Raw genomic sequence first — 21,193 nt, 5'->3', positions numbered from 1 at the left:
ATATCCCCCCTGTGATGATCTTGTATAATTTTACTCCAGAACCCGATCTACTTAAGCTAACCTGCCCAACACCTATAAAAACAGGCAATACCGTTGTTGTGTTAAAGCTACCCGTTAATACAATAAGGGTGACTATATTTTATTTATATACCCTTGCAAATGTCGAAGGTGAAAATGATACTTTATATTTCACTCCAAGTTCTTTCTGTACTTTCTCTGTTAATATCATTCCTTGCTTGTTGTGTTCATCTTCGAGTTTTATTCCATTAGGAACGATTTTATCTTTTTCCCAATCTATCCAATCACCATGTTTCCCTATCCATTTCATTAGCTCCGACTTTAAACCGAGTGAAAGTGGTACTTCTTGTATGTCAAGGTTACAATTACAACGATTACACCAAATTGCGTCTGCCCCAACATCTCCCTCAACTTTTAATTCATTTGTTTCTTTTTGTTTACATAGACATCTCATATAGTTTTCCATCTCCATTTATTAAAGTAAAGCACCCGATCGTAATATAAGGTTAGCCAGAATTTACTGGTTGACCTTTTTTTATAAGGTTTTATTATTACGGTAGTCGGGGTAGAACGTCGCACCCGTGGGACTAGATCCCGTCAGCTAAACTGTTCACCCCCTACTTGTATAAACATGTTTCAGGCTGGTTGGGACAACTTGATCCCGTTTAACAAGCGAACCTATGACATTACAAGAAGCCTTAGGGGATACCGACAAATTTATAATCTAGGAGGAGATAGTCTATGAATCCAGTCATTGGTCTGGATGTCTCTAAAGGAGAAAGTCAGATTCAAGCATTTTTAGATAAAGGCAAACCTTATCGAAAGAGCTTTAGTATTAAGCATGATATTAAAGGGTTGGAGAATTTACTAGAATTCCTTCATGAAGTTGAAAAATTGGCTAACGGCAACCAACCTACGGTCGTCTTGGAATCAACTGGTCACTATCATTATCCAGTTACTCAATTTTTGGAAGAACAAAATTACGTTTATATTATTGTTAACCCTCTTATTTCACATCGGACAAAAAGTTCAAGTCTGCGTAAAGTTAAAACAGACGCAATAGATGCCTATCATCTTTGTGAGCTGTTTTATAAAGAAGAGTTAGAGCCTTATAAAAAGCGAGGTATTCAACTTTTAAATCTACGCAACCTTACTAGACAACAAGAAAGTATTGCAGAAATCTCAGCCAAAGCTAAGCTGCAGTTACATTCCTTATTAGATCAGGTATTCCCTGAATATAGGGGTGTATTTGGAAGCCTATATTCAAAGGTATCATTACTTACTTTACTAGCATTCCCAACATCTGAAGCTGTGTTAAGGGCAAGTGAGAGGGAATTATCAGAGATGATTAGTGAATTATGTAAGAGTCGTTCCGAACTTTGGGCACAAGAAAGGGCAAAAAAGTTAAAAGAAGCCGCCCGTCGCAATCCATTTCAGAACAACCTGTATCAGAGTAATATCTTTAATCTTGAAATGTTAGTTCGTCTTGTACTTCAATACCAAGAGCATCTATCTAAGATTGCGACAGAAATAGATGCCCTCGCTAAAGAAGTTGAAGAATATCATCTCCTCCAATCTATTCCTGGAATCGGAGAAAAAATCGCTGCAACGATTATTTCCGAGATTGGAGAGATTAACCGATTTGATAGTGCCAAAAAGCTCGTTGCATTCGCTGGTGTGGATCCGAGTGTTTACTCTTCTGGTAAGTTTACAGCATCAGTAAATCGAATCACTAAACGAGGCTCGAATAGACTACGGCACGCTTTATATATGGCTGTTCAAAGTAGCATTCGTGATTCTCGTAAAAAGAAAACAACCGATGAGATAATAGCACGCAATAAGAGACTAAGAGAGTTTTATGATAAGAAACGTGAAGAAGGTAAACCCTTTAGAGTCGCCGTTATTGCATGCGTTAATAAGCTCTTACATTGGATTTACGCCTTACTAAAAAACAGAACCACTTTCCAAGATATAGCATAAAACCTATATCTAACTAAATATAACAAAACCTTCCAGTCACTAAGTAGTGGAGGGTTATTTGGCATACGTAATTTTAGTATATCATGAGAGAATTAATTTTTTTAGAGAAAAATATTGACAACTATTAGCTGGTTTAGCTTAATAGTGAAGTTATTCAATATATAAAGAAAAGGCATAACTTGCAGTACCTTGTTCCCAATGTGCTAACACCTCGTAAACAATTTTTCCTTTGCCAGACAGAACAACTTCATCAGAGCTGTTTACAACATTGTTGTCGTCATCCCATATTCTAACGGTATAGCTTTCTGGTTGTTCCTCGAAGTCTAATTCAACATTGGTATCGGCTGTTACCTGCATTGGATTACTGTCTTTAACCAATTCTGGTGGTGCGGCAGAATCTGCCTCTATTACACTTGCTGTTCCGTCTCCATTATCTATACTCCAACTATAAGTGCCAAGCGATGGCCTAATAGTCTCTTCTCCAACAAAAACGGTTAGACTTGGTGGCTTAGGAATAACGTCTCCTGAAGAACCGTCCAACTCTTCATTGTTACTAACCTCCTTAACTTCACTATCATTATCAGCTTTTTCATCCGTATCACTTATGCCAGAACATCCCATTATTGATAAAAGACATATAAGAGTTAAAGCAAAAAATAAAAATCTAAAATTCATCATAATACCCCCCCTACTATTTAGACGATAAATATATGAAAGCGTTACAGTACACTTTAATTGGTATTAAACTCTACTGCTTCGTTAGCACAAGAAGCGTCTGCTCCTATTGAACAATCGCACCCTATAATTAAACAACCATCTTAATTTAAAATACTCCAAAGTTTCCCATCTTCCATTTCAATAACTCATCGAGTAGGCTTTCGTCAGCCGAACTGGTACGGTAATTTCTCACGCCTTTTCACCGAGCTTATAACACTATTATTCTTACTAAATCCAGTGCTATTAGACTAAGAGAGAATCCTTCAGGACGTTACTCCGCCATTTATTCTTTGATATAATCCTTCAGTTCCAATAAGAACTATCCTTTACCTGAAAAATGTGACCATTCTCAATTTAAGCCAGAAACATTTCGCACCGCTAACCTGCTCAATAGTTGAAGAATAATAGTAACAGGAGCAACCACATATGACTGCTCCTGTTGTTAAAGTAATGCACCCGTTAATTCAATAAACCTTCTTTATTAAATAAATCTACTTTTTCTTCCTTTGTCTTTTTATTATCTTTCCATTCAATAATCATATAGATATCGCTAATGTTTTCAAGAGAAACAGGTTCTCCATTTTCATTGAGTAAAGTTCCGCCTTCTGTTGCACCCATAGATGTTTCGGATATATCTGATTCACTTCCTGTAACAGACCTTCTCTGAATTACCGTATCTTTATTATCAATAACAGCATAAACCCCAATACTAAAGAAATCGGTACTAAATTCAGTTTTATTTTTCATAGTCACGTTTCCATTCCCTACATCAAATGTTTCAGGTTTAATCAAAATTTCATAAGAATCTACTTTCCAACTTTCACTTTCTCCCGATAATGATAAATAGTAATTACTTTCTACCGTTTTCTCACCACCATCACAGCCTGAAAGTAAAAGTATCACTAACAACACACCAAACGAAAATAATTTCTTTCCTTTTTTCAGAAACAACAAAACACTATCACCTCTTGAGGTTATTATATCATTTTAAAATTTTCCTTCTTATACTAAAGGAGCAGTTATACTTCAATAAAGGAAATAAGCGAACCCTTGTTGCAGATTCGCACCCGTTAGCACAATAAGCTGAATATACAATATTCTTTTGAATATATTCCCAAGTTATTTGCATACTAAATAAAAAAGGAGGTGAATGAGTTATGAAATTTATTAAAGCATTTATTTTCACCACAATTTTATCATTTCTGTTATTTCCCATCAGCGGAATGGCATCATCGCTTGAGAAGTTACCATCATCAGAAAAATCAAACCAATGGGAAGTAGTTATTGATAAACCTAAAAGCAATGAACACACCCCAAAACCTGATGTTAATTTTTACAGTATGGATATCAAATATATTGGCGATGAAAAAGTTAAAATAGAAAGGGTTGAAGCGTACAGAGACGACCCAAATTCATCGTTTGATTTTGAAATATTCACTGTTACTCCTGATTTAGAAACGGAAAAGGATGTTAAATCCGTTGGTCATCAGAATTTCCCTATATTTACTCAGGCAACGAAATTGAAAGTTATTGTTACTTGGACAAAGGAAGGCGAAGATTCTAGTAAGTACAAACGGAATTTCAGAGAAGAATTTATTTTTAAACAATAAAAAGTAGTAAGGAGAGAAGAGGAAACTCGCTCTCCTTTTTGCTTTTCATATCGGTTTCCTTATTATAGAAAAGCCTTCTATTAAAAAGTTTTAATATTTCTTCTTATACTAAACTGCCAAGTTAGCTTAATATCATATCTTAATCCTAACATTAAATCCCAATAAATCCATTCGAATATTATAAAAAACTACTTTATTCAACAACTTAGAAATGATGCTGATAATAATAAATTTTGGGAGTGAGCAATTATGTTATTGTCGGATGCAATAAAGGCATATGTGGTAGATTAGAAGATTGAGGGATTTTCTGCACAAACGTTGAACGCTTATGGGCTACAAGCTAAACTACTTATTGATTATTTGGGTAACATCAAAATTGGTACGATAACAATCCTACAACTGAAGAATTGTAGACCGTTACAAGAAATTTGTAGAATATATTTCTAGAATATTAAAGAGAAATTACTACAAAAAAAAACAAATGACATTTCCTTTGTCTATACAGTCATTAATTAGGTCATTTATACACCTCACCACGATTGTCAATCGTTATTTTATAAACGCACAACTTAACTTCTTCCATCAATTAGTTATTGAACAGAAAAGGGATTTTCTATCCCGTTATAGGGTTCGATAGGAAGCTCTTCACCATTTAAAAATTTAACAATGGCCTCTGTGTAAGTCTGCTGGTAGGGCTTAGTTATTACGTGTCCAAGCCCCTCAACTGGTAGTAGCTTGGAGTTTGGGAATGTATCCCGGAATTCGCGGGTTTGCTCCCAAGCAATATAATCATGTTGTCCACGAAAAACCAAGACAGGCGTTGTATTCTTCTTCAAAGATGGACGCGGATCTGGTACATTCTGAGAATCCAATGCCATCATTACATTAACCCAGAAACCAAACCCTTCAGAAGGAGGAACCTCATTCGTATCCGGATTCGGGTTACCCGGTTCCATGTTAAGCATATCTACAAAACGTTCATATAATCCATCAAGATATTTTTCTGGCATCAAGACGTATAGACCTTGTGCCCCTCCTGCTTGAGAAATGATTTGAGCTACGGTAAAGCGCAGATTTTCTGAAACTACTTCATTTTGATCTTTTTTTCCGACTTCATTCAATTTAGGTCCAATATCACTGTCCTTATGAAGCCAGATGCCCCCTGGTGACACAAAAACGGCCTTTTCAACATTATTGGGATAAGCTGCCATATAATTTGCGGTCAGTGTACCGCCCCATGATTCACCGATTAAAATCACTTTTTCCACATTTAATTGGTGACGGATTGCTTCCAAATCCTGTACTTGTCTCTCTACTGTATACTCATCCGGATTATGCCGACTGGAAAGGCCTGCACCGACTTGATGATAGTTGTATACGTCATATCCTTCTCTTGACAGAGCATTAGCATAATCATCGTGCTCCAACGACGGTGCGCCTGCTCCTCCATGAACAAGTAAAACAGGATATGGCTTATCCACATCCTCTGAGATCCGTGTATACGCAATCCGTGAACCAGTAGCTAAATCCCAATAATGAACCTTATCACTCGGCTGCATTGGATTGGATTCGACAGGAGTATATAGGAATCCAAACACGAGCGATCCTGTCAAAGCTAAAGTTATTCCGGCAGAAAACATAGTGTATTTTCTGATAGACCTTGTCTGCTTTCCTTTTAACACTCGTCCTGCAAAATATCCACCTCCACCTGCAAGGATAACGAGAAGAACTATCCCAGCAACAAAAGCAATAATTCTACTTCCGGAAATTCCCGCAAAATATATTGTCGCAATCATCGAAATGATCATTCCTACAATGCCAGATAAGAGCAACAAAATCCAAGCTGAAATTTTCTTAAAAATCGATGGAGTACCTTCATTTGTTTTATGGCCTATCTTTCCCATCTTTTCGTCCTACCTTCCTGATGTTTGGTTTTACAATTTTGTCATTGTACTCTTAGATTGAAGATAAATTCATCCCTCATAAGCCATAGCATAATACCTAATACTTCCATATACTTCCATTGTAGTTTTCTAAAATTAATAATAAAAGAAAAAGACCATCATTTGATGATCTCATTTTTCAACTATTGTACCTGAAAATTTAAGTACTCTCTGTTAATCCTTACATCTATATTTTGTTGAAGTTTATATGACTATTTGTCACCCAAATGCTGCTTTAAAGTATTAGAGATCGTTTCTAATAAACCTTCATTGATCTCTACGTAATATATACCATTAATAAATGTTTCTTCTATCCCTTTTTCCATATCAATCACTTGAATAGATTCTGCATTACCTTCCTCCATTTGGAATTGATTTATTATCTCACCCGGAATATTTGTTTCACTTTCCTCCAAAAGATTTTTAATCTGAGAAAAGGATAATCGTTCTTTCATTAAATATCCAATTTCATTAGTTGTGAATGGATTATTCCTGGCCTCATTTTTACTAATTCCTAATTCTCCGTATATATCCCCTTCTGGAATAACTGCGTAATAATCGATAGAGATATCAGTAAATAGATCCGACACCGTTGTCAAAACAGCCTGAGGGTTTGGGTAGTTTAAAGCTGATGCATGTGCTAACTTATCCTCACCAATTATTTTTCCTTCCGAATCATATATCTTAACGTACGTATCACGAGGAATGGGTACCAATTTCACGCTATTGTCATTGTTATTATAAGTAAGTAAAATATTTATAGTACTTCTGTGATTACTATCATCAGATGAATCTTCTCCCATTATTAAGGCTGAAAAGGAAAAATCCTCCTGTGTAGATGCTTGTTGTTTACTCGGATTTTCTTGACTCATTTCATTACCTGAATATAAATTCGGTAAAAGTAAGCCAATTGCTAGGATTAATACCAGTACAGTCCCTAATATGGGGCCAACGTAACGTTTACCAATACGAAAAAAAGTGCTACCGTTATCTTGTTTTCCATTATAGTTTTCCTGAATTTTTTTAAAGGTTTCTATCCTATCGTCTTTAGTAAAAGTTAAATCATGATCATCCTCAAATGAAGGAAATTCCTTATTAGACTTATCCATAAATGCCCGCCTCCTCAATTAAAGTTTTTAATCTTTGCTTTGCTCTTCTTAACCTTGTTTTAACTGTATTCAGGTTTAATTCAGTTACTTCAGCCACTTCATTGATTGTTAAGGACTTGTAGTAATATAGATAGATAACTTCGCGATAGTTTTTGGGCAAGGAAAATATAACATTTTTCAATTCCTCTGATTCTGATTCCTTAATAACCTTTTCTTCTGTTAAAGGTAAAAAGGATTTAACCGCACTTTCAAAAACACTTTTCGTCTGCACTTTCCTGTAATGCCAACTTTTTAAATAGTCTTTACACTGATTAATCGTGATTCTATACAACCACGTTTTTATCGATGAATCATAACGGAATTTATCTAAGTTTTCATAGCATTTGATAAAAGTATTTTGAACCATATCCTTTGCAGTCTCTTTATCTTTTACGTAATTAAATGCCAACCTAACCAAATCGCTCCCATGTTCTATCATTATTTCTTCTAATTTATCTTCCTTTCTAGCTTTATCCATAACCACACCTCTTTTCCAACCTGTATTAGAATTCGACCTTTAGACGAAAGACGAATTAAAATTGTTTCAGAGTCTTGAGTGAATATTCCCACATTTACCTAAACCGAATCATTACTTGTAAAAAAAAGCATTACGTACAAGATAACGTTAATCTTGCAAATAATGCTCTATGTTTTATTAACAACTTTTTAGTGAATCCAAATCTCTATTTATAATCTTAAAACACTTCATACGTTAATGTTCAAGATGTTAAACAAATTTGTACATTTAGAGAAGCCTAGATTTACCATTCTTCCATTATCCTGCCATTAGCACAAAAAGCGATTACCCTCATTGAGCAATCGCACCAGTTATAAAGTAACTGAATTTAATTAGGTATCTTAATCATTCTGTTTCATTATCTTGCTATTTGTTAAAAAGTTATTATTTTCCATCAAATAATGTCGTAATTCTATACATCATTAAGAGAAGGGTGCAAATAAATAAAAGATGCTATTATAGCAATTATTCCTCCGATTAATAAAGTCGGAGTGGTCCCCAAGTATTCACCTATGATGCCGGCAACTAAAGCTGAAACAGGCATCAATAACCATGTCATAAAGCGACTAGTAGCTTGTACACGACCTAATAAGTGATCAGGACTAAGCTTTTGTCTTATGGTCACGATACAGGGACTCATAATGGCCGCACAGATTGTTCCCAATGCATTCATTATTACTAACCAAATAAACGAATCATATAAACCAAAAGCTATAATTGAACCCCCTCCCACAACACCAGCAATAAATAAAATACCTCTGTAAGTAAAATATCTTTTTAATACATTAGTCATTAAAGCACCAACTATTGCAGCTACTCCACCAATAGAAAGTATGTAGCCTATGCGAATCGCATCTAATCCTACTGTGGATTTTAAATGAATAACAAGCATTGTTAAAAAAAGCGTTGTCCCAAATAACGAGAAAAGCATAGCTAGATTTGAGTATAAAATTGGCTTCTGGTATATGACAAAGGTAAAACCTTCTTTAATATCCGCAAAAAATTTTGTACTAGTAATTTTTCCTTGTTGTAAGTTACTCTCTATGTTAAGACCCAATATAACCAGAAATCCCACAAAGAAAGATAAACTGTTAATAATTAAACCTATTCCAGGATTATAAATGCTAATAAGAATTCCACCTAATCCTGGGGCAATAAATACAGCCATTTGAAATATCCCTGTATTTATTTAGCTTACCAATTGCAGATCTTTTTTTTGTACTAACTGAGGTACAGAGGCAAACTGAGATGTATTATATACTTGGGTTAAGACACCAACAACGAAAGCAGCTACATATACTTCCCATATAAGCAAGTTTTCCATTATGTATAATATACCTAAAGTACCTATTGTTAAAAATCTCCCTAAGTCACATACCATTAAAATTTTCTTACGACTAAAATTATCTGCCAACACTCCAGTAAACGGCTGAATTAAAATAGGTAGTCTCTCTAGTGCTGCTACTATTCCCATACTTAAAGGTGAACCAGTGATAGTTACCACAATTAGAGGTAGAGCAATTAAATATATTTGATCACCGAAGAAAGAAACTAAGTTTCCACCAATAAATCTAAATACAGGGTAATTCTTTTTAAATTCAGGCACTTCCTCCTTTAATTCAACACGTGCAGTTGAATCTCCCATGAAGGTCTCCACCCCTTTTATAATTTACTTTTCCAAGTAAATTTCGAGTTCCATTGGTAAATTCTCTATCGCTTTAATATCTATGCTGTATTCATTTGATTTCTGAGACACTAGCCTTGCAGACTTTAATATTTTTAAATGATGATGAACAGTTGTTTTACCCAAATCCAACTTAGTTGTTAACTCTTGTAATGATACATTTTTCTCTTTTATCAATTTCAAAATTTTTAAACGAGTTTCATCTCCTAAGGCTTTAAACCTTTGTACTAGGAGTTTATTAGGAACAAATTTACTTTCACCTGAAATACTTTCATTTGCTACGGCATAATAAAAAACTTTTACTCCTTCCAAATCAGCTTCAACATTCCATGGTCGATAAATAAAATGGGGAATAAGTAAAACCTTATGTACACTCGGCTCTGGGGGATATTTCACACCATCTGTTGCCCATTCAACAAACTGATCTGGTTCTAAACTATTCAGCATTTTTTCCTTCAAAGCTTTATCCCTTAAGAGGATAGATTTCAGTTTTTCTTTATTAGGCTCAATTACAGCTTTAAACCAACCAGTCATAACTTCAATTAAGTGACTTTTCAGTTCCTCAAAAGACACTTTACTAATAAATTCAAGGTATGACGGAAGGAATGGGTGTTCTTTTGTCATGTCCTGTAATTCCTTAAGTGCTTCTTCTGACCCTTTTAGTAGATCACTTTTTAATTCTTCTTGTCCTTTCCCTAGGTATGGAATTGCAATGCTCTTTAATTCCATAAACGATAAACTCATTACATACTTGTTAAAGGAAATTAGATCTGCGAAATCTTTTTGGTGAAGGATCTGAAGAATCGTCTTCCAGGTATTGTGTTTTTGGACAAATTCAAGTTGTTCTTTCATCTCCATCGATAATGATTGGGTAATGGAAATTTTATCCTCTTCAGAAAGGTCCAGTGTATCGATCAGTGATTCATTAGTAATAGCTGCTATCCCTAAAGCTGATTCCCATAAAAGAGAGCTTTTGATCTCAACGATATATTTTTCTCTATCCCGTTTAATACCTGTGGAAAATAACTCCATATAATCGCCTCCTAACTCCTATTCTATATAATTAGAATACTATATTCAATATACTTTGTATAAAATAATAAAAAAGACATTCTTTTATGTAGAATGTCTTTTGTCCTTATATTTAATTGCTATTCCGTTTATAGACTCTGTTGTTAAAGGTCTTCTTACCCTAAACTGCCATTTACATACAGAAAAGCATTACCATTGTAGCGGTAAGGCGCCAGTTAGTTTAAGCTCAAAACTTCATAATTTTCACACTTTCATAAACTTATTCCCTTAAATTTAAATGTGTTACCCTTACAAGATGCCTTATTATTAAAGAACAGTGCCCTTTAACGTAGGCATTGCTTTCAAAATAAATTTTTCTGGACTTACCGTTCCGTAACTTGTATACTAACACTAACTTATATGAATGGGGGTGTGGTAAATTGGGTAGAAGTATTAGTTTTAACAAAGAACATGCTTTGAATAAAGCTATGTATTTATTCTGGGAAAAAGGCTATGACGCTACATCTATCTCAGATCTTATTGAAGCGATGGGAATTAGTCGATCTACGCTTTACGATAGTTTTGGTAATAAGGAAGAACTTTTCAAACTGGTATTAGAGCATTATAAAAACTATGGCTATCGAAAAAGAAATCTACTTTTTAGAGGAATAGACTCTAAAGCATCACTTAAATCCTTTTTTTATCAACATATTGAAGAATGCTATTCAGATGACATTCCCAAAAGTTGTATTATAACTAATTCTTCACTGCTTATTGGAAATATTGATCCTTCTATAGAAGAAATACTTTTAAACGATTTTAATGAACTTGAGAAGGTTTTTCAGCAAGTCATTGAAGAAGGAAAAAAGAAAGGAGAAATTTCACAAGAGGCTAACGCTGAATTAGTTGCATATTCTTTATTAAGTTTAAATCACAGTATTAATTTAATGTCTAGATATAAAAAAGAGAAATATCTAGCCTATAATCTAGTGGATAAGACTATTGCAGACCTATAGTCTTTCTTTTTTAGGCATTTTGGAATGATAGTTCCAAAAATAAGAATAAACAAAAGGAATGATAAAGTTGACTATAAAGACAAATTTTCTAATATTTATTTTGGCGATTAGTTGTGGTTCACTTGCTGCTAATATTTATTATGCACAACCAATTGTACAATTCATTGCAGAAGATCTGAACATCTCTTCTGATTTATCTGGATTGCTCACTACCTTGACACAAATTGGGTATGCATTGGGATTATTTTTTATCGTACCAATGGCTGACTTATTTAAAAGTAAGAAAATAATTGTTATTCTTATCGGGCTTTCTATTATTTCATTAATTGGTACGCTTATTTCGGCAAATGGAATTGTTTTTTTAATATTAACATCCATAATTGGTATTGGAGCTTGTGCGGCTCAAATGTTAGTTCCACTAACAATGAGGATTGTGCCCATCGGAGAGTCAGGTAAATATGTGGGTAAAGTGATGAGTGGCTTATTGATTGGGATTATGATTGCTCGCCCTTTATCTATCGGAATAGCTGACTGGTTCGGCTGGAGAGCAGTCTTTCTTTGTTCAGCAATAATGTTAGTTGCAGTATTACTGTTAATTATAAAATTTTTGCCCAACTATGAAGTAGTATCGACTAGTAACATATCATATCCAAATTTAATAGCTTCTATGGTGAAGCTACTAATAAATACATCGCCTTTACAAGAAAGAGCATTTTATCACGCATGTTTATTTGCAACATTTAGTCTTTATTGGACAGTTATCCCCATTTTATTAAGGTCTGAGCCATTACATTTTTCAAATATTGAGATTGCATTATTTGGCTTTGCTGCAATAGCTGGAGCTTTACTAACTCCTACTATTGGTAAAATAGCGGATAAGGGTTATATTTATACAATGACTAATATTTCAATGGCGCTCGTACTATTATCTATCGTACTATTATTCTTTGTTAAAGATCATTCACTATTTAGTGTCATTTTAATTCTTATCTCCGGAATTAGCATTGATATTGGCGTATCGGGAAATTTATTATTAGGTCAAAAAGTTATCTTTAGTTTGCATCCCGAGATAAGAAATAGACTTAATGGCTTATATATGACCATTTTCTTTTTGGGAGGAGCCTTTGGTTCATGGATTGGAAGTTATTCCTACTATAAATTTAATAGCGAAGTAACTTTACTTATTGGAACAGCTTTTCCTTTAATCGTCTTATTAGTTCATTTAATAAAAAATAATAAAATAAATTTATCAAAAACCAAAAGCAAACACGTGTCCTGACTATCAATGTCCCCAAAAGTTAGAGTAAAAGTCTAATTTTTGGGGTTGTATTATCTTCTACATCAGGAGCAAATAATCACTATTTTTACTTATCTATATTCGATTTGGCCTATGCCAAAATAAGATTATAACCAAAATACCTCATACACTTCTCCAATACCTTTTTGCATAATCCTATTCTACATTTATTCTAAAGATGTTGTTCAATTATATGGACCGATTGTTGAATAAAGACTAATCTGGACTCTTCCACTATCCAGCCAAATAGAAAAATAAGCATTCCTCGTTTTTCTAGAAACCACCCCGTTTGTTTAAGTAAATTTGATTAAAAGTAAAAAAATAAAAGTTCAATAAAACAAAAACTCTTAAATAAATAGGCGACTACCCTTATTAGATAATCGCACCCGTTTAAGTCTTTTATTATTTGTTGTAGGTTTTTATTGTTGGTGGTTCATATGTATAAAATTTATCAATTAACACTTTAGGATCTGAATCTAATTGAGCTAATGAGCGATATTTCTTCTGAAGGAATTGTTGCTCAACCATGTGATCAAGTAGGTCAATAAGAGGGTTGTAGTATCCATTAATATTAAGAAGCCCACAAGGTTTTTGGTGTAATCCAATTTGCGCCCATGTAAATATTTCAAAAAACTCTTCTAAAGTCCCCGGACCTCCGGGTAATGCAATAAACCCATCGGCTAACTCTGCCATTTTCGCTTTTCTTTCATGCATGGTATCCACGGTATATAATTTAGTTAAATGTTGATGAGATATTTCTCGCTCTTCTAGAAGCCTTGGTATCACACCTATAACATTCCCGCCTTCTTCTAAGACGGTATCAGCTACTTCCCCCATAATCCCTACACTTGCACCACCATAAACTAATGTAATATTACGTCTGACTAATTCTTTTCCTAATTGAATAGCGCCTTCTTTATAAATATCAGACGCTCCATTACTTGAACCGCAAAAAACCGCTATACATTTCAAATCAATAACCTCCAACACATCATTAAATCCCTTATCGTTTTCCTTTTCTCATTATATATTCTTTTCTGATAGGTTAAAAGATTTTTCCAGCAAATCTGGTATCTATTAAAACCTTTTCTAATTTTAAGCTTCTCCCCCGAAAAAGTTACTGTAACTCGATAAACTGTAATCTGACATTTCCATTATCTTAATCATATTTTTCTAAGTCCTGTCCATTTTTTCTTATGTATTCTTTATAAAAGATAAGCACCCATTAACAACCACCTATTAGCAAAGGCGTAATCACAAACAAACTTAACTTTATTTTTTTAATGATAACGTCCCCTTTCACCTAATTTATTACCATATAAACCAAATTATCTTGTTGAAGTATTAACTCCTTTAGCACAAAAGGAGCTGCCAGCCTCGACAACTCTTTGTTCAAGATAAGCACTTGTTAGCCAAAAGGAAGGTTGTTTCTCAAATTCAAATAATTAATTGCAAATTAGCCCCTCAATTTCTTTCATTACATTGAATGCACCTTGGGATTTGTTCGAACATATTACTGTTTTGGTTGATGTTTTAGGATAAAACGCAGAATGGAAACTAACCCCTGGGTCATAACCCATAATATAAAATTTTAAAATTTCATCATCCTTTTTCTCAATCCATACTCCGTAACCATAAAAGCCATTTTTATCATTTGTCCGAACATACGGAGTAAGTAACTTATTAGTGTGCTCGTCATTAAGTAATTGGTTATGTAAGAGCGAATCCCATAAGTTTGCCATATCGTAGACGGTTACAAAGGCTCCGCCATCTGAACCACCTTTTACAGGCAATGAATAAATATTTGTTTTCCACTCACCATTTGGATGGTCAATATAACCAAGTGCTGTACGTTTGGGAAGAGAATCAAATTCAAAATAACCCGAGCTGGTCATATCCGATTTTTTAAAGATATTTTCCTCTATATATTCGGAAAATTCAAGTTGACTTACTTGCTCTATAATTAAACCAAGTATAATATATCCAGCATTATTGTAATGAAAACTTTCTCCTACTTTAAATTTCATAGGTTGATTCTGAAATAGGGGTAAAAAGTCTTTTAAGTTTCTCATAAGATACATTGGCTTCTTAACCCACAATTCCTCAAAATCACCCATAACTTCTTCTTCAAAATAATCAGGTACTCCTGCCGTATGCGTTAAAAGATGATGAATAGTTATGTCCTTATCAAAATGAGGAAAAGAAACATCGAGGCAATCTTCTAATTTTGTTTCAAAAGTAAGTTTTCCATCTTCCACAAGCTGACAGATTGCTATTGATGTAAAAAGTTTGCATCCCGATGCTATCCCATATCTTGTATAAGTGCTATTTTTAATTTGCTCTGAACGGTTAGCATAACCATAGCTTAATTCTGTTAAAATATCATTATTCACTTTAACGAGAATGCTTCCAGAGAATTTATCCTTTTCTTGGATATGGTTAATACGATTGATAATGGTGTTATTCAATATAATCCCCCCCTCGTATACTTTTCTTTTTTCCACTAAACTACCCTTTATAAAAATTAGATCTGTCGCATCGACAACCCCTTGTACAGCTATTGCACCAATTAGCTCCACACATTTCCTATAAATATAATAAAACCGATTAATGCCGATAAACTCAGTGTTAAGACTACTGTAGACACACTTCTTAACATACCTTTCCAGTCTTTTACACCAGAAAATCCATATACACCAAATAGAAATGTAAATAACGTAATAATTAAAACGATAGTTAAAGGGGGATTACCCATTATGGAATAGCGCACCCAACCTGAGATAACGATTAGAAACAAAGGTATACAAAATATTGAAAAAATAAATGACCAAAAATTAACTTTCTCTTGCATTCCATTCCTCCTAATTTGCACCATTACGTTTTCTGCAAAGACTGATTAAGAACCTTAATTTTTGTTTTTTAATTTTAGTTCCTCCGTGTTTTCATTCCACGTTATAGTAGCATTAACATTTGTATTTTTATTGATAAATGCACAACCACCACAATAACGCCTATGCCCTCCTATTTCCATTACACCATTCAATAGAATAATTAATTTGTTCTGGAATAGATTTTTCACCAATGTATTCAATTATTGTCTTTGTCTGTTCTATTTGATTATCAAGTATTTCCACTGTATAAGTTACCTTCCAATTATCACTTTGATCAACAAAATTAAAAACTTCTGTTTCGGAACAAGCACTTAAAAATATGGATAAAAGCATTACGAACAAAGACCTTTTCATCATATCCCCCTAAATCAATATCCCATATATTTCCAAAACACTTTGTTACACCATTCAAACCATTAGCTTCATTTCTGATGCTAACATAATATTCCAATAATATTAATGGATCCTAAAAAAAGACAATCATTTTGAGATCGTCTTTTTTAACTTCTGCACCCGGTATTTTATGTATATTCATTCACCATGGTTACAATGTTCAAGTTGAATTTAAGATGGGAAGATTGAGAAAAAAACAGGTAACACTTTATGAAGACATTGATGCATAATCCAGAGGTATTTTACCTTTGCACCTTCTGTTAACCCATTCCTTTGTCCATTGCTATTCCGGAATAATTTCCCTTCTCAGATATAATTTATTCTTATATGAAGCTACATCTACCTTATGGAGAAACAATCAGTTCCTTATATACAATTAAGGTACGCTGATCCTTACTCCAAAAATGCGCCCGTTTCTAAAACAACTAAGTGATATTTTCTACTTCTAAGTCAATCAAAATATGCGGGCTCTTGTGGATTATGTAAATGTTTAAAAGCCAATTTAACCTGTGATTCCGTATTTCTAGCTATTGATAATGGTGGTAATTCATCTTCAGCAAAAAATTCAACTGCACTCGTTTCCATTCCTTCTTTTGGTTGCCCCCCTATTATTTCACACTGGATAAACACTTTATAAACGTGATAGGGTGAAGGGGGATGAGGATGACATTTCTTATCAAGTACACCTATCAATTTAATTGCTTTAACGTCAAAGCCCGATTCTTCTTTTACTTCTTTAACGGCAACTTCGCTTGGAGTTTCTCCAATATCTCCCCAACCGCCTGGTAACGACCAATTTCCATCTGTGTTCTCTCTAACCATTAAAATTTTATTATCTTTAAAGACAACGGACCTAATATCTACTTTAGGAGTTGCATACCCAGTTTCATTGGCAAACAAATCTCTTATTACTGTCTTGTGAACATCCGTATGTTCTGACAGTATTTCAACGCTAATATCTCTAATCCATTCAAATCTTTCTAAGTCGTATACATCTTTCGAGTACGTTAATCCTGCCTGTGCAATGGATTGAAGTTGCTTCGCCCATTCAAGCCATTTCGGTTCCATCTAAAATCACCACCAATAGATTGTATTTGATATCACCAAATTACCATATTCGTTTCAAAAACTTAAGCATCACCTTGTTCCACTAAACTATCATTTTAGCAAAACAGCAAGGTGGTATTCCTTATTTCAGATAAGTTATCCGATTGAAAAAGCCTGTTCAATGGTAATACTAATTTAACTTATTCTAGAAAAGCTCAAAAAACGTAATAACATAATAAATGGAAAAGAGATATATTATCAGAGATATTACGTGTGAGATTGTTTTATTCACCTAAACGATTAACTAAAAGGACTCTCTGTTATTATCTTCTATAAAATGTAGTCCTTTTATGTAATGCTCAAAGTTTGTAATTTCTTCCTTTGTAAACCCCTTTGAGTCAAAGATAATTTCTCCGTTAATTCCAATCGTATCTTGATTATACTTTACACCTATATTCTTTACCCTAATAAGTCTATCTTTTATATTTATAGATGGAATGACATTAACAGTATCAACAATACTAACCTTATCTGCATTTGCAATTGTAATTTCAAACGTAATTTTTTGTTTGTCTAAATTTGATTGTTCAGAGTCAACAGCCCCAATTGAAACTGTACTATCTATGATTCTTTGTTTGTTTTTTCTTTACTAGTATTTGAACAAGCAGCTAACAAAATAAATGCGGTTAACAAGCATGCTATAAATTTTTCATATATTATCTACCCCTATGCCTTACTTAAATTGATTAATCTGCCCTTTAGCACAAGAAGCGATTACCCCTATTGAGCAACCGCAGTCGTGGATAAATATAGACATTCACTTATTTTCGATATACTAGTTTAAACCTTTCACAAACAACAGGCATATTATATGTAAAATCTTGATTTATGTTCTCAAATTCCTTTTTGAAGAAGGTTTCATGAACTTCACGCCAATATTCTAATGTACGGTCACCTTCACCTTCTAAATAGGCGTGCTCCTTTGTTACTTCAGCAAAAGAGACAACTTCTACCGATGTGGTTACTAAAATCGCAACAGCTTCTCCATCCCCATCCAGAATAATATTGTGAAGACCAACATAAGGTAGTGGTTCATTTTCCAATTCATACAATGTATAATTCGACGCTGTAGCTGTTTTCTTTCCTTCGATTACTAACTTCGCAAGCTCATCAGCCATCTCCTGCGAGTCACCAAATGCCCATGCCTCATAATTTTCAGGTGCATCTGGGTTAATTTTTTGATAGCTTTCCCACATTTGAACAACGGAATCTTTACTCATAACTATCAACCTTCTCTCTAAATTATAAGATAAAATTTGTTAGCTTCATTACTTTTATTTCAATAATAGCATAATATTACAAAGATATTATTAGAATTTTGTGCAAAATAAAAAGGCGATCCTATTAAGATTACTTCTTAACACTCAGAATATTTAACCCAAAAAAAGACCATCATCATGATGATTTCTTCTCTCATTAACACCAACCGTTAGTAGAATGAAATATAACTCTACTTCTTATTAACGACAGCTTCGAATGTAATGGTTTGATTGGCTTTAGTTGGATATTGTCCATATTGATAATCTGCTGATACTACTATATCTTCAAACCCAATCTGTTCCAGGAGCATTTTAAATTCTTCCACTCCGTACCAACGAAGTGGAAAACATTCTAATTCTGTTTGTAGTAGTAAACCATTTCGCCACTTTTCGTAGCGGTTGTGCGATATTGTATGCTGGTTGATATAATCGACTTCGGTAATCTTACTTTCTAATGTAATCATATCACCATCTTTCGTTTCCCATGTTCTTGTTGATCCGTTATCCTTTGTTAAGTCTGTTTGTAAGAAAGTATCTATAATAAGCCTTCCTCCGTTAGCAAGATGATGATAAAAATTCTTTAATGCTTGGATAGAATCCTTTCTCTCGTGAAGTAATAGGAATGTTCCAGTTGGCACAATGATAGCTTCATACTTTGTTTCTAACGAGAATGATTCCATTTTCGCTTCAACTAATTTTGGGTTTAATCCTCTTTTTTTACAATTATTACGACATATCTCTAACATATCAGCCGAAACATCAAAGCCTTCCACTTTCAACCCTTTTTCTAAAAGTGGAATGAGGATGCGCCCCGTTCCAACTCCTGGTTCCAGAATAGTACCCTTGCAGGAAGCTAATCTATCATAATAAAATTCTACATCTCCAAATGAAAGACCAATATATTTGCCTAAATCATAGACTTCTGAAGAAAGTTTATTGTAGTAACCTAACATGAATGCATCTCCTTCTTGTTTACTTTGTATTCAACATTACTGCCCTATTGATTTGTACCAATTATTTATAAAGCTTACTATTCTTACCAACTTCATATCATTCCACCCTTAATTTAAATGTTAATGTAACCTGTTCAACAAAAATGGAGCTTATCCTTTATGAGGACAAGCACGCGTTAGTTAAATAGAATGTTTCCGAAAAAACCTAATAATATCATTAGAATAATTCCGCCAAATATAAAATAACCGATTAAACGAATTGGCAGAGGTAGTCGTCCGCCTTGGTTTGTTGGAAATCCCTCGACCTTGTGTTGATGTTCCATTGCGTCATTAAAAGGTTTATCTTGTTCTTTATTATTAGACATTATTCGACCTCCCTTATTTTAAGATAGCAACGTTACTCCAATAAATTTAATTTATATTCTTTTGTAAGTATGAAAAAGTGTATATGGTAGTGAAAAAACTTAATCCTATTACTAATATTAACCATAAGATTTGCGGTAGCACCTCTATATCAAATAACATATTAAAAATTGGCCTAAGTATCGTTTGGTATAATAAAAAATTCGCAAATAAATTTATGATGAATAAAAAATTCTTCAATCTGACCCCTCATTTTCATTTCTTCCATTAAACTGCTTTGTTAACACAAGAAGCGACTACTACCAATCATGAACAATCGCACCGCGTTAATTCAGTAAACTATTTACTTTTTTCTTCTAGATATTCTCTTAATGCTTTTTGAGCTTTATCTTCCTTGGGTGATATATTTGAAATTCTTTTATGAATATCATTTATTAAATACAATCCTCTAAATATACAACCTACTACGATTCCAAAAGCAACAATACCACCAACAAGTGGTCCCATCATAAATAAAACATAACCTAAAATGGCACTTAAAACGATTGATAGAATCAAATACATATAATCCCTCCCATACATATGTTTTATTTAAAAATTCGATTACCTTATTAAAGGTTACTGTCCATTTAAAAAATCAATTAAAAATGGATCTATACCTTTTTGAAGAAAATCCCCCGTTCCATCACTTTTTTTGAAAATAAAAACACCCACTTATTCAAGTTAGGTGCCCGAAAGTATATGTACAATTCTTCACATGGCTAAAAGATTATATTTTTGAGAAACAGAATTCCATATATTATAGACCCACAAATGATAATAAATAATCCAACCATTACAAACCCATACACAAAGCCTTTCCCCATAGAAAATAAATCTAAAAACATATTTTTGAAAGTAACAAGAACCTTCGACATAACTCTCACCCTACAATTATCATTTTAATGATAACTCTCTCAATCTACATTGATTCTAACATACATATTCAATACATTATATGAATAATTCTGGTTCTAAAAGGTTAAAAAACAAACGCTTATGACCATCAAGTAAAAAGACACAATTTCTGTTAATTAATTTGAAACACTTTCTTGACCAAATATGGTTGATCTATGTTTCATTCGATAGCTATCTTCGTTTTCTACATATTTTGCATTTACATAAAGAATTTTCTTAAATCCATTAACTTTTGCTCATCTAGGCTAGGAAAACACTACAAAACGACTTTTAGGTTAAACAAAATTATACAAAGATTTCAATTAATCACTTTAATTTTATTAATAATT

The 21,193-nt window shown here is 33.5% G+C and carries 20 protein-coding genes and 1 pseudogene; 4 read left to right on the top strand and 17 right to left on the bottom strand.

Annotation, left to right across the window (positions count from 1 at the left end):
* Positions 1-139: 139 nt before the first annotated feature.
* Entirely contained in the window at positions 140-472 is a 333-nt protein-coding gene (locus tag CAO17_RS19880; RefSeq protein WP_085994204.1) for a hypothetical protein, read from the bottom strand.
* A gap of 287 nt (positions 473-759) precedes the next feature.
* On the opposite strand from CAO17_RS19880, the gene CAO17_RS19875 reads away from it, so the two are divergent.
* Positions 760-1,998, top strand: a complete 1,239-nt coding sequence (locus CAO17_RS19875; protein WP_085994203.1) for an IS110 family RNA-guided transposase — start codon at positions 760-762, stop codon at positions 1,996-1,998.
* 150 nt (positions 1,999-2,148) lie between these two features.
* Here the strand turns inward: CAO17_RS19875 and CAO17_RS19870 are convergent, their stop codons facing one another.
* Positions 2,149-2,673, bottom strand: coding sequence for a hypothetical protein (locus tag CAO17_RS19870; RefSeq protein WP_143833790.1), 525 nt, complete (start codon positions 2,671-2,673; stop codon positions 2,149-2,151).
* A gap of 501 nt (positions 2,674-3,174) precedes the next feature.
* Entirely contained in the window at positions 3,175-3,669 is a 495-nt protein-coding gene (locus CAO17_RS19865) for a hypothetical protein (RefSeq protein WP_245831882.1), read from the bottom strand.
* A gap of 203 nt (positions 3,670-3,872) precedes the next feature.
* Between CAO17_RS19865 and CAO17_RS19860 the strand changes: the two genes are divergently transcribed.
* Positions 3,873-4,325, top strand: coding sequence for a hypothetical protein (locus CAO17_RS19860; RefSeq protein WP_085994201.1), 453 nt, complete (start codon positions 3,873-3,875; stop codon positions 4,323-4,325).
* Positions 4,326-4,915: 590 nt separating this feature from the next.
* On the opposite strand, the gene CAO17_RS19855 is transcribed toward CAO17_RS19860, so the two are convergent.
* From CAO17_RS19855 to CAO17_RS19835, 5 genes and pseudogenes are all read right to left on the bottom strand, one after another.
* Positions 4,916-6,229 carry an alpha/beta fold hydrolase gene (locus CAO17_RS19855; protein WP_085994200.1) on the bottom strand — a complete coding sequence of 438 codons (1,314 nt, stop codon included), beginning with the start codon at positions 6,227-6,229 and terminating at the stop codon, positions 4,916-4,918.
* 251 nt (positions 6,230-6,480) lie between these two features.
* Positions 6,481-7,377 (bottom strand): LCP family protein, encoded by an 897-nt coding sequence (locus CAO17_RS19850; RefSeq protein WP_085994199.1) that lies wholly within the window; start codon positions 7,375-7,377, stop codon positions 6,481-6,483.
* Positions 7,370-7,894: a sigma-70 family RNA polymerase sigma factor gene (locus CAO17_RS19845; protein WP_085994198.1), complete on the bottom strand. Its 525-nt coding sequence runs from the start codon at positions 7,892-7,894 to the stop codon at positions 7,370-7,372. Before CAO17_RS19845 ends, CAO17_RS19850 begins: the two co-directional genes overlap by 8 nt.
* 451 nt (positions 7,895-8,345) lie before the next feature.
* A pseudogene (locus CAO17_RS19840) lies at positions 8,346-9,578 on the bottom strand (MFS transporter).
* Positions 9,579-9,602: 24 nt separating this feature from the next.
* Positions 9,603-10,649, bottom strand: a complete 1,047-nt coding sequence (locus CAO17_RS19835) for an ArsR/SmtB family transcription factor (protein WP_085994197.1) — start codon at positions 10,647-10,649, stop codon at positions 9,603-9,605.
* 419 nt (positions 10,650-11,068) lie between these two features.
* Between CAO17_RS19835 and CAO17_RS19830 the strand changes: the two genes are divergently transcribed.
* Together CAO17_RS19830 and CAO17_RS19825 are read left to right on the top strand one after the other, a co-directional pair.
* Complete coding sequence (locus CAO17_RS19830; RefSeq protein ID WP_085994196.1) at positions 11,069-11,644, top strand: TetR/AcrR family transcriptional regulator; 576 nt, start codon at positions 11,069-11,071, stop codon at positions 11,642-11,644.
* A 58-nt stretch (positions 11,645-11,702) separates the two neighbouring features.
* Positions 11,703-12,923, top strand: coding sequence for an MFS transporter (locus CAO17_RS19825; RefSeq protein ID WP_179152001.1), 1,221 nt, complete (start codon positions 11,703-11,705; stop codon positions 12,921-12,923).
* 420 nt (positions 12,924-13,343) lie between these two features.
* Here the strand turns inward: CAO17_RS19825 and CAO17_RS19820 are convergent, their stop codons facing one another.
* The 9 genes from CAO17_RS19820 to CAO17_RS19780 all read right to left on the bottom strand — a co-directional run bounded on the left by CAO17_RS19820 (position 13,344) and on the right by CAO17_RS19780 (position 20,471).
* Positions 13,344-13,913, bottom strand: coding sequence for an LOG family protein (locus CAO17_RS19820; RefSeq protein ID WP_085994194.1), 570 nt, complete (start codon positions 13,911-13,913; stop codon positions 13,344-13,346).
* A 473-nt stretch (positions 13,914-14,386) separates the two neighbouring features.
* Positions 14,387-15,409, bottom strand: coding sequence for a serine hydrolase domain-containing protein (locus tag CAO17_RS19815; protein WP_085994592.1), 1,023 nt, complete (start codon positions 15,407-15,409; stop codon positions 14,387-14,389).
* Positions 15,410-15,510: 101 nt separating this feature from the next.
* A complete protein-coding gene (locus CAO17_RS19810) occupies positions 15,511-15,792 on the bottom strand; it encodes a hypothetical protein (protein WP_085994193.1) in 282 nt (93 codons plus the stop codon).
* A 160-nt stretch (positions 15,793-15,952) separates the two neighbouring features.
* Positions 15,953-16,186 carry a hypothetical protein gene (locus CAO17_RS19805; RefSeq protein ID WP_085994192.1) on the bottom strand — a complete coding sequence of 78 codons (234 nt, stop codon included), beginning with the start codon at positions 16,184-16,186 and terminating at the stop codon, positions 15,953-15,955.
* Positions 16,187-16,675: 489 nt separating this feature from the next.
* Positions 16,676-17,293, bottom strand: coding sequence for an NUDIX hydrolase (locus CAO17_RS19800; protein ID WP_085994191.1), 618 nt, complete (start codon positions 17,291-17,293; stop codon positions 16,676-16,678).
* Positions 17,294-18,093: 800 nt separating this feature from the next.
* Positions 18,094-18,552 (bottom strand): ASCH domain-containing protein, encoded by a 459-nt coding sequence (locus CAO17_RS19795; protein ID WP_085994190.1) that lies wholly within the window; start codon positions 18,550-18,552, stop codon positions 18,094-18,096.
* Positions 18,553-18,782: 230 nt separating this feature from the next.
* Complete coding sequence (locus CAO17_RS19790; RefSeq protein WP_085994189.1) at positions 18,783-19,544, bottom strand: class I SAM-dependent methyltransferase; 762 nt, start codon at positions 19,542-19,544, stop codon at positions 18,783-18,785.
* 176 nt (positions 19,545-19,720) lie between these two features.
* Positions 19,721-19,909: a hypothetical protein gene (locus CAO17_RS19785; protein WP_085994175.1), complete on the bottom strand. Its 189-nt coding sequence runs from the start codon at positions 19,907-19,909 to the stop codon at positions 19,721-19,723.
* 337 nt (positions 19,910-20,246) lie between these two features.
* A complete protein-coding gene (locus CAO17_RS19780; RefSeq protein ID WP_085994174.1) occupies positions 20,247-20,471 on the bottom strand; it encodes a hypothetical protein in 225 nt (74 codons plus the stop codon).
* Positions 20,472-21,193: the final 722 nt, after the last annotated feature.

The sequence above is a fragment of the Oceanobacillus senegalensis genome (assembly GCF_900176885.1).
Taxonomy (GTDB): Bacteria; Bacillota; Bacilli; order Bacillales; family Amphibacillaceae; genus Oceanobacillus; species Oceanobacillus senegalensis.
This window is presented reverse-complemented; position numbering and strand designations above follow the sequence as displayed.

Bases quoted from the DNA above. Each gene is read 5' to 3' on its own strand.
- CAO17_RS19880 (WP_085994204.1), bottom strand. From the start codon at position 472: ATGAGATGTCTATGTAAACAAAAAGAAACAAATGAATTAAAAGTTGAG.
- CAO17_RS19875 (WP_085994203.1), top strand. From the start codon at position 760: ATGAATCCAGTCATTGGTCTGGATGTCTCTAAAGGAGAAAGTCAGATT.
- CAO17_RS19870 (WP_143833790.1), bottom strand. From the start codon at position 2,673: ATGAATTTTAGATTTTTATTTTTTGCTTTAACTCTTATATGTCTTTTA.
- CAO17_RS19860 (WP_085994201.1), top strand. From the start codon at position 3,873: ATGAAATTTATTAAAGCATTTATTTTCACCACAATTTTATCATTTCTG.
- CAO17_RS19855 (WP_085994200.1), bottom strand. From the start codon at position 6,229: ATGGGAAAGATAGGCCATAAAACAAATGAAGGTACTCCATCGATTTTT.
- CAO17_RS19850 (WP_085994199.1), bottom strand. From the start codon at position 7,377: ATGGATAAGTCTAATAAGGAATTTCCTTCATTTGAGGATGATCATGAT.
- CAO17_RS19845 (WP_085994198.1), bottom strand. From the start codon at position 7,894: ATGGATAAAGCTAGAAAGGAAGATAAATTAGAAGAAATAATGATAGAA.
- CAO17_RS19835 (WP_085994197.1), bottom strand. From the start codon at position 10,649: ATGGAGTTATTTTCCACAGGTATTAAACGGGATAGAGAAAAATATATC.
- CAO17_RS19825 (WP_179152001.1), top strand. From the start codon at position 11,703: ATGATAAAGTTGACTATAAAGACAAATTTTCTAATATTTATTTTGGCG.
- CAO17_RS19810 (WP_085994193.1), bottom strand. From the start codon at position 15,792: ATGCAAGAGAAAGTTAATTTTTGGTCATTTATTTTTTCAATATTTTGT.
- CAO17_RS19805 (WP_085994192.1), bottom strand. From the start codon at position 16,186: ATGAAAAGGTCTTTGTTCGTAATGCTTTTATCCATATTTTTAAGTGCT.
- CAO17_RS19800 (WP_085994191.1), bottom strand. From the start codon at position 17,293: ATGGAACCGAAATGGCTTGAATGGGCGAAGCAACTTCAATCCATTGCA.
- CAO17_RS19795 (WP_085994190.1), bottom strand. From the start codon at position 18,552: ATGAGTAAAGATTCCGTTGTTCAAATGTGGGAAAGCTATCAAAAAATT.
- CAO17_RS19790 (WP_085994189.1), bottom strand. From the start codon at position 19,544: ATGTTAGGTTACTACAATAAACTTTCTTCAGAAGTCTATGATTTAGGC.
- CAO17_RS19785 (WP_085994175.1), bottom strand. From the start codon at position 19,909: ATGTCTAATAATAAAGAACAAGATAAACCTTTTAATGACGCAATGGAA.
- CAO17_RS19780 (WP_085994174.1), bottom strand. From the start codon at position 20,471: ATGTATTTGATTCTATCAATCGTTTTAAGTGCCATTTTAGGTTATGTT.